The 16,176-nt window shown below is 62.1% G+C and carries 15 protein-coding genes and 2 pseudogenes; 15 read left to right on the top strand and 2 right to left on the bottom strand.

The genetic code is table 11. The features are described from left to right. Nucleotides 1-69 precede the first annotated feature (69 nt). The 8 genes and pseudogenes from BSK43_RS01380 (at nt 70) to BSK43_RS01340 (ending at nt 9,222) form a co-directional block, all read left to right on the top strand. Nucleotides 70-324: a DUF6117 family protein gene (locus BSK43_RS01380; protein ID WP_047636042.1), complete on the top strand. Its 255-nt coding sequence runs from the start codon at nt 70-72 to the stop codon at nt 322-324. A gap of 133 nt (nt 325-457) precedes the next feature. Beyond that, nucleotides 458-4,876, top strand: coding sequence for a bifunctional class I SAM-dependent methyltransferase/DEAD/DEAH box helicase (locus BSK43_RS01375; protein WP_136686649.1), 4,419 nt, complete (start codon nt 458-460; stop codon nt 4,874-4,876). Nucleotides 4,877-4,888: 12 nt separating this feature from the next. After that, a pseudogene (locus BSK43_RS01370) lies at nt 4,889-5,939 on the top strand (toprim domain-containing protein). Between the two features lie 318 nt (nt 5,940-6,257). Further along, the gene (locus BSK43_RS01360) at nt 6,258-7,199 is read left to right on the top strand and encodes a DUF2493 domain-containing protein (RefSeq protein WP_047636039.1); all 942 of its coding nucleotides are present in this window, start codon (nt 6,258-6,260) and stop codon (nt 7,197-7,199) included. Nucleotides 7,200-7,262: 63 nt separating this feature from the next. Continuing rightward, nucleotides 7,263-7,523 carry a type II toxin-antitoxin system prevent-host-death family antitoxin gene (locus BSK43_RS01355; protein WP_047636077.1) on the top strand — a complete coding sequence of 87 codons (261 nt, stop codon included), beginning with the start codon at nt 7,263-7,265 and terminating at the stop codon, nt 7,521-7,523. Further along, nucleotides 7,513-7,931 (top strand): annotated as a pseudogene (locus tag BSK43_RS01350) (hypothetical protein). The gene BSK43_RS01355 and the pseudogene BSK43_RS01350 overlap by 11 nt, the downstream one beginning before the upstream one ends. Nucleotides 7,932-8,510: 579 nt before the next feature. Continuing rightward, nucleotides 8,511-8,834: a DUF736 family protein gene (locus tag BSK43_RS01345; protein ID WP_047636037.1), complete on the top strand. Its 324-nt coding sequence runs from the start codon at nt 8,511-8,513 to the stop codon at nt 8,832-8,834. A 55-nt stretch (nt 8,835-8,889) separates the two neighbouring features. Then, a complete protein-coding gene (locus tag BSK43_RS01340; protein ID WP_047636036.1) occupies nt 8,890-9,222 on the top strand; it encodes a hypothetical protein in 333 nt (110 codons plus the stop codon). Nucleotides 9,223-9,286: 64 nt separating this feature from the next. Here BSK43_RS01340 and BSK43_RS01335 read toward each other — a convergent pair whose 3' ends face one another. Next, nucleotides 9,287-9,580, bottom strand: coding sequence for an HU family DNA-binding protein (locus BSK43_RS01335; RefSeq protein WP_275507241.1), 294 nt, complete (start codon nt 9,578-9,580; stop codon nt 9,287-9,289). Nucleotides 9,581-9,960: 380 nt separating this feature from the next. Here BSK43_RS01335 and BSK43_RS34975 point away from each other — a divergent pair, with 380 nt between their 5' ends. Further along, entirely contained in the window at nt 9,961-10,125 is a 165-nt protein-coding gene (locus BSK43_RS34975) for a hypothetical protein (protein WP_168600508.1), read from the top strand. A gap of 95 nt (nt 10,126-10,220) precedes the next feature. Here BSK43_RS34975 and BSK43_RS01325 read toward each other — a convergent pair whose 3' ends face one another. Then, nucleotides 10,221-10,490: a WGR domain-containing protein gene (locus BSK43_RS01325; RefSeq protein ID WP_047636034.1), complete on the bottom strand. Its 270-nt coding sequence runs from the start codon at nt 10,488-10,490 to the stop codon at nt 10,221-10,223. Nucleotides 10,491-10,992: 502 nt separating this feature from the next. Here BSK43_RS01325 and BSK43_RS01320 point away from each other — a divergent pair. From BSK43_RS01320 to BSK43_RS01300, 6 genes are all read left to right on the top strand, one after another. Next, nucleotides 10,993-11,475 carry a hypothetical protein gene (locus BSK43_RS01320; protein ID WP_047636033.1) on the top strand — a complete coding sequence of 161 codons (483 nt, stop codon included), beginning with the start codon at nt 10,993-10,995 and terminating at the stop codon, nt 11,473-11,475. 1,470 nt (nt 11,476-12,945) lie between these two features. Further along, nucleotides 12,946-13,728: a hypothetical protein gene (locus tag BSK43_RS01315; protein ID WP_244509913.1), complete on the top strand. Its 783-nt coding sequence runs from the start codon at nt 12,946-12,948 to the stop codon at nt 13,726-13,728. Nucleotides 13,729-13,739: 11 nt separating this feature from the next. Continuing rightward, nucleotides 13,740-14,195, top strand: a complete 456-nt coding sequence (locus tag BSK43_RS34970) for a hypothetical protein (RefSeq protein WP_047636032.1) — start codon at nt 13,740-13,742, stop codon at nt 14,193-14,195. Beyond that, nucleotides 14,134-15,480 (top strand): transglycosylase SLT domain-containing protein, encoded by a 1,347-nt coding sequence (locus tag BSK43_RS01310; RefSeq protein ID WP_244509915.1) that lies wholly within the window; start codon nt 14,134-14,136, stop codon nt 15,478-15,480. The genes BSK43_RS34970 and BSK43_RS01310 overlap by 62 nt, the downstream gene beginning before the upstream one ends. Beyond that, the gene (locus tag BSK43_RS01305; protein ID WP_047636030.1) at nt 15,477-15,848 is read left to right on the top strand and encodes a TrbC/VirB2 family protein; all 372 of its coding nucleotides are present in this window, start codon (nt 15,477-15,479) and stop codon (nt 15,846-15,848) included. Before BSK43_RS01310 ends, BSK43_RS01305 begins: the two co-directional genes overlap by 4 nt. A gap of 2 nt (nt 15,849-15,850) precedes the next feature. Then, nucleotides 15,851-16,174, top strand: a complete 324-nt coding sequence (locus BSK43_RS01300) for a VirB3 family type IV secretion system protein (protein WP_244509917.1) — start codon at nt 15,851-15,853, stop codon at nt 16,172-16,174. Nucleotides 16,175-16,176: the final 2 nt, after the last annotated feature.

The raw sequence follows: 16,176 nt of genomic DNA, 5'->3' as shown, positions 1-16,176 counted from the left end.
TGCGAACCCGATCGTCGTCATCCCAGAGCCCGGTCAAGTGCCGGGCCTCATTTTGTCTGGAGCACCCCAATGGCTATCCCCAATCATGCCCGTACAAACTTCGACACGCTGCTGCGCGCCGCGTCCGATGGCAATCTTGCTCTCATGGAATGCCTTGATGCCGCGACACGCGAGCCGCGTTACGTGCTCTGCGCCGTCGGCCGCAGTGACGGCGAATACGTCTTCACGCCATTCGGCCATCTCGCCGACGGCAATCCCTACGACGCCTATCTGCCGCCGGACCCAAAAGATCCCGCTGGCTTCATCGTAGGTCCGACCACCTAGACGCTGACGATCGCCGGCATCCTTCAATCTGCGATCATTTCCCACACCCTCACGCCGCAAGTTCTCCTCCTCCCGAAATTCGGAAGAGAGCACTTGGTCAGACCCATTCCCCTCTCATTCGGAGCCTCGACCGATGAATATCATCTCGCATCCTCACACCGTTTCCACCTCTCCGCGTCTTGAGACCAAAACCCGCGCTGACGCACTTATAGGTGCTGCCGGTCGAATCACGTCGCTTCTGGAGCAAGGTAAAGTCGTCACCACAGGCGACCTGCGACAGATCATGATCGAGGCCCTCCGCGGCAGCGACGCCGAGGGCCTCTGGCTCTGGAAAGACGCCTACGAGGCGACCGAGGTCGCTCAGGTCCTGTTTCTCCGCAAGTTCGGCGCGGCGATCATCGCGCGCGTCCATGCGCCGCAGTCGGCGCTTACGATGCTGACGAAGGTGGCAAGGCTCGTGCCGACCCATAGCCGACGCTCCGAGGAGAGCCAGGCGCTGCAGCAACTCTCGACGCCGATGCCACTCGCGTATGTGGCGTCCCGCGCCGCGGGCATCATGGCCGACGATATCGTTCTCGAGCCGTCTGCCGGAACCGGCCTGCTGGCGATCTTCGCCGAGCTCGCAGACGCGCGTCTGGCGCTCAACGAGTATGCGGTCGTGCGCCGCTCATTGCTCGAACAGCTCTTCGCCGGTGTCTCGGTCTCGCAGCACGATGCCGCCCATATCGACGACTATCTCGATGATGCTGTCCGGCCGACCGTCGTGTTGATGAATCCGCCATTCTCTGCGGTTATTCATGTCGAAGGCCGCGTCGCTGACGCCGCCTGGCGGCATCTGACCTCAGCCTTCGCGCGTCTTGCGCCCGGTGGCCGGCTTGTTGCGATCACCGGTTCAAGCCTCACCCCCGACAATCCTGCGTGGCGCGACGACTTCGTCCGGCTGCAGGGGCATGGCACGGTCCTGTTCACCGCGGCGATCGACGGCAGCATCTATGCCCGCCATGGCACGACGACCGAAACGCGCCTTACCGTCATCGACAAAGTTCCGGCAGACGACCCGAAGAGGCTTGTCGCCTCGAAGGGCGTCGCCTCCGATCTGGAAACGTTGCTTGCCTGGATTGAAGGGCTTTCACCGCGCTTGCCGTCGATGGAGACGAACGTCGCTAGCACCCTTCGAACGGTTGCAGTTCGAAAGGGCGCAGGAACTATGCGTTCGCCGGCCGTCACGGCTCCCCTGCATCGCCCAGCCGCCGCCGGTCAGGTTTCTCACATTCCGACGGTCCGCTCGTTGCCTGTCGATGACGAGATTATCGAGCTCAACTACGAATTGCGGGATGCTGTGGCGAAGGACGAGGCGGGCGCAGCCGATGGCATCTACGAGCCCTATCGGCTGCAGGCGATCCACATCCGCGGCACCCAGCCTCACCCCGACAGGCTGGTCGAATCCGTGGCCATGGCCTCGGTCGCGCCCCCGAAGCCAAGCTATCGCCCGCAACTGCCGAAGCGGATCGTCTCCAGCGGCGATCTTTCCGATGCCCAGCTCGAGAGCGTCATCTATGCCGGCGAAGCTCATTCCGGCTATCTCGCCGGCCATTGGATCGTCGACGCCTCCTTCGACAATCTGAAGGCCGTCGCACCCGACACGGAGCATGCCGTTCGTTTTCGCCGGGGATGGTTTCTCGGTGATGGCACGGGCGCGGGAAAAGGCCGCCAGGTCGCGGGCATCATTCTCGACAACTGGCTGAAGGGCCGCCGTCGCCACGTCTGGATTTCCAAGTCAGACAAGCTGATCGAGGACGCGCAGCGCGACTGGAGCGCGCTCGGGCAGGAAAAGCTCTTGGTGACGCCGCTGTCCCGCTTCCGGCAGGGCAAGCCGGTCAAGCTGGAGGAAGGCATCCTGTTCACGACTTTTGCGACGTTGCGCACCGATGAACGCGAGGGCCGGCGATCGCGCGTGCAGCAGATCGTCGACAGGCTCGGCGCCGACTTCGATGGTGTTATCGTCTTCGACGAAGGCCATGCCATGGCCAATGCCGCCGGCGGCAAGACCGAGCGCGGCGACAAGGCGGCATCGCAACAGGGCAGGGCGGGTCTTCGCCTGCAGCGCGCCCTGCCGAGCGCCCGCGTCGTCTATGTCTCGGCGACCGGCGCATCGGAAGTCGAATCGCTCGCCTATGCCGAACGGCTCGGTCTCTGGGGCAGCAGCGACTTCCCCTTCCCGACGCGCTCCGAGTTCATTGCCGCGATTGAAGACGGGGGAGTCGCCGCCATGGAGGTGCTGGCCCGTGACCTCAAGGCGATGGGTCTCTATGCGTCGCGTTCACTCTCCTTCGAGGGTGTCGAATACGAAATCCTCGAACACGAGCTCACCGAGGAACAGGTGCGCATCTACGATTCCTATGCTGAGGCGTTCCAGGTGATCCACAACCATCTGGACGCTGCCATGGAGGCCTCGGGCATCACTGGTGCGACCAGCGCGGCCGGCAAATCCGTCACGCTGAACAAAAATGCCAAGGCTGCTGCGCGTTCAGCCTTCGAAAGCTCCAAGCAGCGCTTCTTCAATCATCTCCTGACCTCGATGAAGACGCCGGCTCTTCTCAGAACGACTGCAGCAGACCTGGAGGACGGACATGCGGCCATCGTCCAGCTCGTTTCAACCGGGGCAGCGCTGACCGAGCGCCGGCTGGCACAGATCCCGACCGAGGAATGGGGCGATCTGCAGGTCGACGTGACGCCGCGGGAATATGTCATCGACTACCTGATGCACTCCTTCCCCGTGCAGCTCTTCGAGGAATTTTCCGACGCTGACGGCAATCTCAGCTCCCGGCCCGTGCACGACGCCGACGGCAACCCTGTGATCTGCCGCGAGGCAGAACGGCGCCGGGACGAGCTCGTCGAAACGTTGGGCAGCCTGCCGGCGATCCCGACCGCTCTTGATCAGATCGTCCAGCACTTCGGAACGAGCCAGGTCGCCGAGATCACCGGTCGCTCCCGCCGCATCGTCCGCCGCGAGGACAGCAGCTCTATTGGCCGCTATGCCGTGCAGAACCGGCCGGGCAGCGCCAATCTCGACGAGGCTCGCGCCTTCATGGATGACGAGAAAGGCATTCTTGTCTTCAGCGACGCCGGCGGGACCGGTAGATCCTACCATGCGGATCTTGCCGCCAAGAACAAGCGCCTGCGTCTTCACAATCTTCTCGAAGCGGGATGGCGCGCCGACGTGGCGATCCAGGGTCTCGGGCGCAGCCATCGCACCAATCAGAAACAGCCGCCGCGCTTCCGGATGATCGCCACCAACGTCAAGGCAGAGCGGCGCTTTCTGTCGACCATTGCCCGGCGTCTCGACACGCTTGGCGCCATCACCCGGGGCCAGCGCCAAACCGGCGGGCAGGGGATGTTCCGCAGCGAAGACAATCTCGAATCCCAATATGCCCGCGACGCGCTGCGGCAGTTCTATGGGTTGCTGCAGGCCGGCAGGATTGAAGGCTGCTCGCTTGACAGGTTCGAGAGCATCACCGGCCTGTCGCTGACGTCGGAAGAGGGCGGGCTGAAGAATGAGTTGCCGCCCATCCAGACATTCCTCAATCGCATGCTGGCGCTGACCATCGCGATGCAGAACGTGCTGTTCGAGGCCTTCGAGCAGTTGCTAGCCGCGTGCATCGAAGGGGCGATCGCCGCCGGGATCTACGACAAGGGCCTGGAGACGATCGCCGCCGACAGCATGACGGTCACTGAGCGCCGGCTGATCTATACACATCCGGTCACCGGCGCGCAGTCGCACCTGCTGACGATCGAGCGGAGGGATCGCAATGCGCCGATGCTGCTTCATGATGTGCTGACTCTCTTCAGGCAGGATCCACGCGCCAAGCTGATGATCAACGGCAAGTCGGGCCGGCCAGCGGTGATGGTGCCGACCCGCTCGATCATGCTGGACGACGGTTCTGTTCAGGCGCGCGTCTCACTGATCCGGCCGATGGACGAGCTGCGCTTCGAAGTCCGGCAGCTCGAAGAGACGTCCTGGGAGGGGGCTGACGAACAGGTCTTCGCCCTTGCCTGGGAGGCCGAAGTCGCGGCCGTGCCGGAATTCTCGACATCGGTAATGCATATCGTCAGCGGACTGCTCCTGCCGATCTGGAAACTGCTGCCGCAGGATTTCTGCCGCGTGCGGCGCCTGCAGACGGATGACGGTGAGCGCATCGTCGGCCGTGTCGTCGCGCCGGATCGTTTGGCCGGCCTTTGCCGCAACTTCGGGATCGACCAGACCATGGTGATCGCCCCGGAGCAAGCATGGGCGGCACTGATCGACGGATCCTCGTTCATCGGTCTTGCCGGCGACATGACGCTCCGCCGGGTGCGTGTGATGAACGAGTACCGCGTCGAGCTCATCGGCTTCATCGACGGCATGCGTGACTGGCTGCGGTCGGTCGGCCTGTTCTCCGAGATGATCAGTTGGAAGCTGCGTTTCTTCGTGCCGATCACTGACGAGGGGCCGGGCATTCTGTCGAAGCTGATGCAGCGTCACCGCCTCATCGACATTGCGCGCCGGTCGTAACGGAGGCCTGCCATGCTTTCCGCCTCCGATCTGGCGGACCGTCTCGCGCAAAACGCCGAGTCGGTCTGCCGCCACTATCTCTCCGCCGGCCGCCGGGCCGGCAATTACTGGCTCGTCGGCGACGTCGCCAACAACAAGGGCCGGTCTCTTTACGTGCATCTGATCGGCCCGCGCGCCGGCCGCTGGACGGACGCGGCGACCGGCCAGTTCGGCGATCTGCACGATCTTGTCCGCGAGACCTGTGGCCTCGTCGATTTCCGCGACGTTGCCGAGGAGGCGCGTCATTTTCTCAGTCTGCCCCACCCCGAACCGGTGTCGGCCCGCAGGACCCGCGGCGGTGATGCCTCTCCGGTCGAGCGGCCGACGGCTGAACGGGCACGGCGGCTGTTTCGAATGACGCAGCCGTTGGCGGGTACGCTCGCAGACACCTATCTGCGTGAACGTGGTATTCTGCGGGCATCCACCCATGGCGCGCTCCGTTTCCACCCGTCCTGCTACTATCCGCGATCTCGTGACGGGCCGGACGACCAGTTATCCGGCATTGGTCGCAGCCGTGACGGACGCCGCCGGAGCGATCACCGGCGTCCACCGCACCTATTTGTCCTCGGGGCTCGACCCGGATGGGGTCGGCAAGGCCAAGTTGGACGATCCCCGCCGCGCGCTGGGCGGGCTGCTCGGCAATGGCGTTCGCTTCCGCTTTCCGGTAAATGCGCCTGTGCCGGTCCTGGCGGCGGGCGAAGGCCTCGAAACCATGCAGTCGATCTCGCATGTGCTGCCCGGCATGCCGATGGCGGCGGCGCTCACGGCCAATCACCTCGCTGCCTTCCGCTTCCCGCCCGGATGCCTGCGCATCTATATCGCGGCCGACGCTGATGCGGCGGGCCGGCATGGGATCGAGGGATTGAGCAGACGGGCTCAGGAGTGCGGGGTCCTGCCGCTGGTGCTGTCGCCCGAACTTGGCGACTTCAACGAGGATCTGCGCTGGCTGGGTCCCGACCGGCTGACCGCCAGCCTGCGGGCTCAACTCACCCCGGAAGACGCGATGGCTTATCTGCCCGCATGAGGCCGGAAGGGGCCGGTGGGCGGGGCCGGCGGCTTTGGTGAAGCACGGTCCGAGGATGCCTCCTGGGTGGGCGCGCCCGCGGGCCTGCCGAGAGGCGACCCCTTACCACGCGGGCCTCCGGGCCTTCAGCGGGTCAGTCGGGTTTCTTCCCCTGCCGGTCGCAGGGCGACTCGGCATTCCTCGCGAAGCAAGAAACCCTTCTTCCGCCGCCCGGCGCTTCGCTGGGCCGCTGCGCTTTGCTTGCGGTTCCGGCCTCGGCCCGCGTGACCGGGTTGCCGTCAGGCCGCGAGAGGCGCGGCCCAGCGAACGGAGATCATCATGAACCTGATCCTTAACCCCGACGATACCTTCGAGCCCCACCACGCTTCGTCTCCCACCGACCGCTTCATCTATGAGATGCAGGTCTTCGGCTATCGCCCCTTCCAGGACGAGCCCGATCCACGGCCATTGCCGGAGGAGCCGCAAGTCCAGTCGGCCATCACCGCGATCTTCGACGGCTTCACCGAAATGCTCGGCGACACCCGGCTGGAGCCCGATCTCGAAGACCTGTTCTGGTCGATCCCCAACCTCTTCCATCGCGCCGGCGAGCGCATCCAGCGCGAACTCGACCGCAACGAGGAGGCGCAGCGTACCGGCCAGCGCGCGCAGGACGGCTCGGAGGTGAAGAGCGTCGAACTCGAACGCCTCATTGCCGAAGGCATCACGCTCTTGGAGCGCCGTAACGCGTTCGAGTTCATGCGCGACTATTCGGCCGACCTGTTCGAGGCACAGACCGGTTCGTCCTGGCGTCCGCGCACCGGCTCCAAGGTCAACCACGCCAACATGACGGCGGCGATGATCGATAGCAGAGATTTCCTGTCCGCCCGTCGCCGCGCCGAGACCGAGGTGCTGATCCCGGCCGGCACCAAGATCGCGTTTTCTGGCGGTATGGACTATAACGACCACGAACTGATCTGGGCGAAGCTCGACCAGGCGCATGCCAAGCACCCTGATATGGTGCTGCTGCACGGCGGCTCTCCGAAGGGCGCCGAGCGCATCGCCGCCTGCTGGGCCGAGGCCCGCAAGGTGACGCAGATCACCTTCAAGCCGAACTGGACGAAACACGCCAAGGCCGCGCCCTTCCGGCGAAACGACGACATGCTCTCCGTCATGCCGGCTGGCGTCATCGTGTTTCCCGGCTCGGGTATATCAGGCAACCTCGCCGACAAGGCACGTCGCCTTGGTATCCCGGTCTGGCAGAAGACAGGAGACGGCGCGTGAGCGCCATTTCTTGAAAATATGGAAAACATGGAGTATATGGAAACCGAAGCGGAGACCATATCGATGAAGCAGTTCACGACAGGCGATCTCAACAAACAAGTCGGCGACGTCACCGATGCGGCAAGCCGCGAGCCGGTCGTTCTCACCCGTCACAACAAGCCGCGTTTTGTGCTGATGAGCTACGAGCATTATGAGCGCATGCGCACCGGTGGCGATCCGCGCCGTGCCTATCATATCTCTGAAATGCCCAACGAGCATGTCGCACTGTTCGACGAGGCGCTCGATCGGTTGGCGCGCGGCGAAGGCTACGACGATGAGCCGTGAATTCCGCCCCGGTGAGGTCATCTCCTATCCCTATCTCTGGGCATGGCAGCAGCAGCGCGGCGAGCGAGGGGCGCAAGCAGCGCCCGGTCTGCGTCGTCATCGCGATCCGTGGCACTAGCGACGGAAACACGCATCTGGCGCTTCTGGCCATCACCACCCAGCCGCCGCAGGCAGGCCGGAGCGCTCTCGAAATCCCTTGATATCGAGCGCAAGCGCGCCGGCCTTGGCGACTTGAAGCAGAGCTGGATCATGGTCGACGAGTACAACTACGATATCGTCGAGCGCTCCTGGTACATCGAGCCCGATCAGGACATCCTCGGCCGCTTCAGCAAGTCCTTCATGGTGAAGATTGCCGGCATGTTCGCTGAGGCGCGGAGCCGATCCGGCCGAGTCAACCGCCTCGATTGAGGCGTGCCGGCATCCCGGGTGTGTCTTCCGCCGTTGGGTATCGCTGGCGCGCCGTCGATGCTCAATGCCGACCCTGGCAGCGTCGGCTGGCAGGCTGCCGGCCGTTCTCGACCGATCTTGGCACCTCTCCATCACCGGACGCCGGAGCAACGCCCCGAAATCATGCCCGGTCACCCACAAGAGCTTCAGTGCAACTGAAGTCCCGTCAGGGTGGATGGCAATTCGAATGCAGCGTTGACCGAAGCGGTCTGTGCAGACGGCGATAGGCTAGGTCGGGCGGATCAGACGCATCTAGTTCAGCCCATTGACAGCGAGAGTGCATTGACCTGAACGCCGGCAATGCCCGACACGAGCGCTGCACGTCCGGCGGGCCGCAAACCGGTCGCCACGACAGGACTCCCGCCGACGTCGCACTCAGAGACCATTCCCGTTCTTCATGTCGCCTTTCTAAGGGACCGGCCGCGACCAGCGTCAACCCGCAAGGGGTTCCCCTGCGCTGCGCTCCGGTGACGCCTGCGGCGCGGCCCCTTCTTCGGGCGCCATCGGGAATGGTCCCGATGCAACGAAGGAGACACCACCATGGCTACCACGATCGCAACCCTCACCGAAAAGACCGACGGCACACTCGAAGGCATCTTCGCCACCATCCGCGTCAACGCCCCGATCGCCCTCGTCCCGAACGCCAACAAGGCGAGCGAGGAAGCCCCGGACTACCGCATCATCCACCGCAAGACCGGCTTCGAGATCGGCGCAGGCTGGAACCGCATCTCCCGCCAGACCGGCGAGGAGTACATCTCTACGAAGCTCGAAGCACCCGAAATCGGCGTGATCTTCGGCAACGTCGCCCCCGCCCCCGGTGGCGAGCCCGGCAAGAAGGTCATCCTCTGGAACAGCCCGGCCTGAACCGGACCGCCGGCCCCGAAATCGGGGCCGCGTCCTCATTCCAAAGGAGGCCGCCATGAGCCGCTACACGATCACTGTCACCCGAACCGCATCCCGCCACGCTGACCCGGATGCCACTATCGGCTACGACCGCCCGCTTCAGACGTTCTTCCTCCAAGCATTTCCGGACGCGGATGGCGAGGATCTTGAACTCTGGCTGGGCAGGGAGTTCCGGGAGTTCGAAACACTGTCGCAACTGAGGACCGCGGCAATCGCACGCGGTTTCGACTTCATACCCTTGGCGTCCGGCATTCTTCACAAGCTGCTGGACGACCATGCCCGCGAAGCGCATCACGCGGTCAGCGACACGATCATCCAGGATCTCCTTGAGCGGACGTCCGCGCGCTGATGCAAATTCAGAACGGAAATAGCCCGGCACGGCGCCGGACTATTTTTTTGCTTGTCTGGCAAGATTACTTGTTCAGCGCATCCTTGAGAGCCTTGGCTGGCGTGAACGCCAGTTTTTTCGCGGCGGCAACCTTGATCGTCGCGCCAGTCGCGGGATTGCGAGCCTCGCGCTCCGGCGTTTCTTTGACTTTAAACTTGCCGAAGCCGGGGAGGGAGGTCTCGTTGCCGGCCACCGCCGCCGCGGTGATCGAGGCGATGACCGCCTCGACGATGGCTTTTCCCTGAACCTTTGTAAGGCGGTGCTCGCCTGCAATCTTGTCGGCGATTTCATTGGTGGTGGTCATTTCATGTCTCCGCATCGTGTTTGACCCGGAATCCCTGCCATCGCCATCAGGAACTGTCATCGACACGCTGCTGCAAATGGCCGGAAACTCCGGGATCTCCACAGTTATTCACGTGCGACAGGTCAGATGACCCGAAGACGGGCATCGAGCCCGCCTTCGGTTTCGGGTGCGATACGGAGAGGAAATGTCTGCTCAGTCCGTCCGAGGATGTCATGGGTGCATGACGGCATCAAGGACGAGCGGTGCCCCCAATTTTGCCTCCGCTCCGGTTCCCTGCGCTCCGACAAAATCGGCTCCCCCACTCGCCGGCTCCGCCGGTCGCTGGCGCGATCCTTGACCCCGCCACGCCCCCATGACCGCGCGCGTCGTCTTTCACAAACGTCAAGGAGACGACGATGCTTCTGGAACAATACATTGAAGAGCTTTGCCTCGAACTGCGCGAAGCAATCGACCCGGCCGAACGCCGCGAAATCGAATCCGAGCTGGAGCTAGCACGCGCCGAACTGGCCGTGATCACCGCAGAGCAGGAAGGCGCAATCGACGCCGAGCCACCCTTCTGAGGGAGGCCTTTGCCATGTCGCCTGGTGTGATGCGCCGGGTCGACCGGCGCGTCACGCCCGAAGCATCGCTTGGCCGTCCCTCCATCCGTCATCGATCAAGCAATCACCTCTCGCGGTAAACGTGATCTCGGGCCGTAGCCGCGCCTCCGCTTCTGCCGCAGGAGTTGGAGGAAGAGCCCAACCGCTTCCTCTTCCGTCTCGAAATGATGGATCAGTCTTTGGCCTCTGGCACCGATGCGGCCCCATCGGCGGATCAGACAGGCTTCGCCGAACAGGTTGTGCTCGATCGACATCGCATAGTAGCGCGCCATGTTCTTCCTGGCGTCCGTGCGTTCGACATAGAGCTGGTAGCGCTGCGCGATCATGGAACACAGAATCGGACACGGAACTCTTTGCGTCCAACGACATATTTGAATCGGCCGGTGTTGATTGATTCACGGCGATGATGATTGGTGGATGACCCGGGCGAGCCGCTTGCGGCGGACGGTGCTATTCACTTTCGCTCACGGAGTCCGCAGGCGGTCTCCGCCCATTCGGGTCACGCCCCTCTCGCGGTTGCCGCGCCCTAGCGCGATTGTCGGGCGTCAGGGGAAGCGGAAAGACTGCAGGGCCGGCTGCGCTCGGCAAGCGGTCACGGCGCCTGCCGGCGCCGTGGTCTATCTCTCTCTGACTTCCTATTGTCGCATTCGCCCCGGCGGCCTCAAGGACATCGCGGCCCCTCCAATTTTTCCGCCGCGCCGCTGACGCGACACGACGAAAAAAATCGGTTCCTCCGCTCGCCGCCGCTGGCGGTCGCTAATCGCGATCCTTGACCCCTTGGGTCGCCAATGCGGGCGCCTTTTCGTCAGAACGAAAAGGAGGCTTCTTATGTCTGATTTCAACTTTCTCATGTTCTATGCCAAGCTCGCTGGCTTCAAGCTTCTCGTGAGCGCAAACCGTATCGGTTGCGAGGATGAATTCTCAAAGACGCTCCACGACCGCCTGCTGGCCGGTCTCGATGCAGCGATCGACTCGACGCGCCACATCATGGATCTGCAGCGCGAGCTGCTTTCTGGAGATGATCCAGACGGCATGATCTCGTGCGAGCTTCAAGGTGCGGAAGAAATCCTCGCCCGCTGCAGGATTGTCCTGCTGGATGAGTTGGAGATCGATTTCGACACCCACGAATATCGGGTCGACGGCGGCGAGTGGTATAACGCACTGTCGGCAGACTGCGACGGCATCGAGATCAGCTATCCGACGACCGTCTCTGTGAGCGATACGGAGATCGGTCCCCTCGCTACGATCATCCGTGATATTGCGCGCGAGACCGGCATCGCCATCAGCGTTGCGCGCGTCGTCTACGATTGAGGTTGCAGGGCGAGAGGCGGCGGAGCCGCCTCTCGCCTTTCGTCTTTTGCGTTGGCTTGACCGCTTGCAGGCATCGAGCCTGCGCACGGTTTTGAGGAGAAAGACTTGCCGCCTCTCCCCCTCAAACTCCCCTCTCCCTGTGGTGCGGGTCGAGACCGCCCGGCCTTTCGGGCCGGTTAAGCGGACGCTGCCGCGACTTCCCCAAACAAGACGGAGAGGACGAGTACCTTGCGCTACGCCCTCATGCTTCGGGCATTCGCTCCAGGTGCTCGTCCTCTCCTGCGGGGCGCTCGCCGTCTCATCGTTCGCATGTCGTTGATACCCGTCACCTCCGGTGACGGTTCTCTCGACTGCTCACGACGACGGCTCGCTTCAGCATCTTCTAACCAATCGGCCTGGCCACCGTGCTGTTCCTCGGGCGCGGATCACAGGCCATAGCCTGTGATCGCTGTTGCTTTGTCTGACGACTCGCAACAGCATCGGCGCCTCGGGCACGGTGGCCAGGCCGATTGGTTAGAAGATGGCAGGATAGGCTATTGGTATACCATTAGCCGTTTCGCCCGAGGGGCGATCGCCTCAAAGGCGAGCGAGGGTTTCCCGGTCTTTCATTTCTCAAACGAAACAAGGCCATGAGGGAGAGACGTCGAGCCGGTAGGAGGGGAGGCTGGGAGCCGGCTCTTTGGGGCAAGAGTCTCCGGCCGCTGTGAAATGCAGCAGCATCTAGGAGATCAGGCGCTTGCGCTAATCGGCGAATGGGCGAACCCGTCGATAGGTGGTTCGCCGATTGGACCGGCTTGCGAATGTGCGAATAGGCGAATCCGTGCATATGTGAATAGGTGCGTCACCGTTTGGGCGTATCGGTACGTCGGCGAATGAGTGGAGCAGTGATTGGGCCATCGGGTGAAACGGCAGATCGGCGAAGCAGCAAATCCGTGAAATGGTGAGACACCGATCCGGCGAATGCGTGTTTAGGCGATCCCGTTAATCAGCGAATCGGTGAATACGCAGATCGCTCAATGGGTGTTTGCGTGGGCGCGCGATTGGGCGGCTCAGCGAACAGCTCATTCTGCGAACAGGCATTTGAGCGATCCGGCGCATCGGTGAATGAGGGATTCACCCATTTCGCGAAACGGTGAAAGCGCGTCCCCGCGGTCTGCGTCTTTGGACATTCCCTCAATTGGCAAGGTTATAATCGCAATCCTGGTTGCTGCGGTTTTCGCAACAACCAAGACGGCGACAACATGACTTCGGCAACGCCTCTATTGAAACCGTCAGCGTTAGCGGGGCCAACTGAGCGACGTGATCAACCGAGCATCTACATATCTACCACGGACCCCGACATGTCTAAGTATCAGGCTTTTTCCCGCTTGAGCAAGCCATCTGCTACTGATAAAATTATACCGGAGTATAAGTTATTCATTCGGTCAAAGCTGCGGACCAGGCGGTATTCAGTTTCTTCAAGAATGGGGTTTGACACTGATACACAATCGATCCCTCCTGACGAAAGAATGGTACAAGGTGCCATTTTCAGCGGACTGCCCGGGCTGTGGTGCACAGACGCGGTCCGCCGCTGTCGTGGTTGGCCCTTCGAGTTTGTTGGGTGACGCAGGGTCCGCGCCGGGATGCGAAATACTGGTGAAGTCCCACGGGCCACTTGATGCATTCGCATTCGTCGAGGCGCTGGGCGGCCAGACCGAAAATGTTGAGCGATCCGTCGTCAATCGCTTCCATAGCGCCTTCGCTTTTCTGGGCGGCCAATTGACATCGATTTGCGAACACTGCGCAGAAAATCTTCCACCCGCTGCAATCCGCTCCGCGGTCATGAACGGCTTTGTTCGACTTGGCCAAGAGCGCCTTCTAGTGAATGAGCGCTTGCTACTCTTTGCCTCTGACGCGGTGCTGACGGAGTTTTGTGGGGAGACCTCTATAGAGGAAAGCGCAATGCGCGATCCGGATTATGCACTCTTGCTAGTCTGCGACACGGAAAGCGAAATCGGCGAAACCGGCACGATCGAACTCTGGCATAGCGTTGCACGTGATGACTACACCATCGTGGTCAAAGGCCACGAGGGCCGCGAGATGTTGCGCGACGCCTTCAACGATGACCTGAAGGACGTCGTGACAACCATCTTCGACCTCGGTTTGATGCTCACCCAGCTTCACCTAGCTCAGCCATCCTCACCCTATTGCGGGCTTGCCCGCGATCTTTTTCTCGAAGCCCTCGAAAATGCCGGTTATCGGCAGGCAAGCTAGAAAGCAACACTATGCGGACTTTCACGAAGCTCTTCGGATCTCTGGCGGCGATTACTGTGCTGGCCGGATGTGCTCATCAGGTTGAGGGGCCGCGACCACAGCCGCGGGCGCCGTTTGCGTATCTCAGCCTCACAGCTTGCAAAGCCTATCGGGACAACATCGTCGAATGCGTGCTGGAATATGGCACCGAATTCGGACGCCAGCGTCTTGGTCCCGTCCAGGAGAGGGGCCTGTCGATTGCCGACGATGGCCAACGCTACCAAGTCGAGTCCTGCTATCAGGTGACGAGGATACAACCGGAATTGCCCAATTTCGTGTGCCGAATCTCTGTCGCCCGATCAGGTGCGGATGCTGGTTCGGTCCTGGTCAAGGGCGGGACGGCCGTACGTCTCGCCCGCATTTTGGGTGACCGCGAACAGCTCCAGTATCGCTGGAACCCAGACAAATGGTCACGCCTACGCGATTGATTCTTCTCGGGAAACCGTCGCTCCTACCTTTTGCCACGACGGCATAATTACACTCCAGTTAAATTTTTGGGTTGATTTCCGTGGAGGAATGCAGTTCAAATTCTTATACCGCAGTATAATTTGCACTGGTTCAGCCATGGAACGCGTCCCGCTTTCGCCTGAAAACAGACCGCACAACACACGGTCGCGAAGCGCACTGTGGATCGCCGGAACATCGGCCTTATTACTTACAGGTTTTGCCTCCGGCTCAGACGACAGCAGCGGTCATATTAGTTCGGGAATATCGCCACAGGTCGATCATCGTTCGAGCGGCATTGAGCCGAAGGCGGACAAGGTCGCGGTCCTACCGCCACCAAATCCGGCGTCATCTGGTTTTGTTGCTTCGTCGCAGGATGTGCCGACGATCGATTCCACCAACTTCGACGAGCGATTTAACGGACCGATCGTTGAAGATCTGTTCCGATCCAGCGCTGCCCCCTTGGATGTGATCGAAGGGTCGGACAGGGCTGGGCGATCATCCGGAGATGCGGCTGGCAGCACGAATGCACGGCGCGACAGCGCCGTGCATTCGCTTATCAGCGTCTACGCGCACGATCAGTCGTCCGGTCCTCCGATCAACGACCCGGCAACTGACCCTCAGATCGATGTCAGCGCGACGCCGACACAGGCCCGTCCCAGTCTTCTATCCGGAGTCCCGGAGGGCTATGCCAGGCTCGCACTGACAATCGCCGGAAAGGAGGACGTTGACCCGAATTGGGTGCTTTCGGTCATGCGAGCCGAGAATGCCAGTTTCGATCCACGCCTCGTCAGCCCCGCCGGCGCCGTCGGATTGATGCAGGTTATGCCGCGGATCGGTGATGCTTTCGGTGCGACTGATCTGACCGATCCCGAACAGAACATCCGCGCGGGCACGCGGTTTCTTCGCGTTCTGATCGCCAAGTACAGAAATCCTGTGCTGGTCGCTGCCGCCTATAATGCAGGCGAGCCCAACGTGGACCTTCGCCATTCCCTGCCGTTGATCCGCGAAACCGCCGACTACGTCACCCGTGTCGTCGGGTATTACACCGGCACAGCGGCCACGCCGATTGTCTCGCCCACAACCCGAACTTCGGCGAATGTTTCCAGCTCGCCGCGCCACAGTGGGCCTGCCGAGCGGGCAAAATCCCCCATGCTTGTTTTCTCAGCCGCAACGCCGATCCCGCCAGACGTTCGTCCTCAACATGAGGAGGAGCGGAAGAACACCGGTGGGCCGGTCAAAATTGTCAAGGAAGAGGTGTTTAGATGAATCCGATCGCGTTGGCAGTCCAGACGGCCATTCTCTACAGCAGCGTTGCCTGGTCCTCCATGGCCAGGCGAAAATGGCTCGGCAACGCCGCTATCGTGGTTGCCGCGAGCTTGATCCTGCTCATCAGTCAATACGAGCCGGCAGCGGCGCAAAACCTCGATCGTCTGCAACAGGCGGCAGATCGCCTGGTGCAGTTCTTCACCGGCCCGTTCGGTCGATCTGTCGGAGCAATCGCTTTCATCGGCATGTTTCTCGCCGCTGCCTTCGGATACTGGTCCTGGGGCGCCCTCCTGCGCGTCGCCGGTTGCCTTGCCGGCATGTTTGCCGCAGCCGAGCTCGTCGACTTCCTCGCCGGCGGGGGAGCATGACCATGGCGGCAGGAAACGACGCTGACGGTGGTGACGACTATATCGAATCCTATCCCGTCATCCTCGCGCTGACCCGCCCGCCGACGGTCATGGGGATTCCCTACACCTATTTCCTCGCTGAGTGCTTCGTCTCGCTGATGGCCTTCATGATCCTTGGATCCATCCTCTGGTTTCCGGTCTCGTTCGTCGTCCTGCACGGCATTCTCTATGTGCTCACCGTCAAGCTCGACCTCTGGTTCTTCGAGATTGTCGGACGCCTCAGCATGTGTGGCGTCAACCCGCTTGGCCGGAAGCTCGGTGGTGGCGTCAGAACCTACGGGGTGTGAGC

Source organism: Rhizobium sp. P44RR-XXIV (assembly GCF_001999485.2).
Lineage (GTDB): Bacteria > Pseudomonadota > Alphaproteobacteria > Rhizobiales > Rhizobiaceae > Rhizobium.
Note: the sequence above shows the minus strand (reverse complement) of the source record. Positions and strands in the feature narration are given on the sequence as shown.

Coding starts and splice junctions, on each gene's coding strand:
- BSK43_RS01325 (WP_047636034.1), bottom strand. CDS start 10,490: ATGATCGCGCAGCGCTACCAGCTCTATGTCGAACGCACGGACGCCAGG.
- BSK43_RS01380 (WP_047636042.1), top strand. CDS start 70: ATGGCTATCCCCAATCATGCCCGTACAAACTTCGACACGCTGCTGCGC.
- BSK43_RS34975 (WP_168600508.1), top strand. CDS start 9,961: ATGCTTCTGGAACAATACATTGAAGAGCTTTGCCTCGAACTGCGCGAA.
- BSK43_RS34970 (WP_047636032.1), top strand. CDS start 13,740: ATGCGGACTTTCACGAAGCTCTTCGGATCTCTGGCGGCGATTACTGTG.
- BSK43_RS01300 (WP_244509917.1), top strand. CDS start 15,851: ATGGCGGCAGGAAACGACGCTGACGGTGGTGACGACTATATCGAATCC.
- BSK43_RS01345 (WP_047636037.1), top strand. CDS start 8,511: ATGGCTACCACGATCGCAACCCTCACCGAAAAGACCGACGGCACACTC.
- BSK43_RS01355 (WP_047636077.1), top strand. CDS start 7,263: ATGAAGCAGTTCACGACAGGCGATCTCAACAAACAAGTCGGCGACGTC.
- BSK43_RS01340 (WP_047636036.1), top strand. CDS start 8,890: ATGAGCCGCTACACGATCACTGTCACCCGAACCGCATCCCGCCACGCT.
- BSK43_RS01375 (WP_136686649.1), top strand. CDS start 458: ATGAATATCATCTCGCATCCTCACACCGTTTCCACCTCTCCGCGTCTT.
- BSK43_RS01335 (WP_275507241.1), bottom strand. CDS start 9,580: ATGCGGAGACATGAAATGACCACCACCAATGAAATCGCCGACAAGATT.
- BSK43_RS01305 (WP_047636030.1), top strand. CDS start 15,477: ATGAATCCGATCGCGTTGGCAGTCCAGACGGCCATTCTCTACAGCAGC.
- BSK43_RS01360 (WP_047636039.1), top strand. CDS start 6,258: ATGAACCTGATCCTTAACCCCGACGATACCTTCGAGCCCCACCACGCT.
- BSK43_RS01320 (WP_047636033.1), top strand. CDS start 10,993: ATGTCTGATTTCAACTTTCTCATGTTCTATGCCAAGCTCGCTGGCTTC.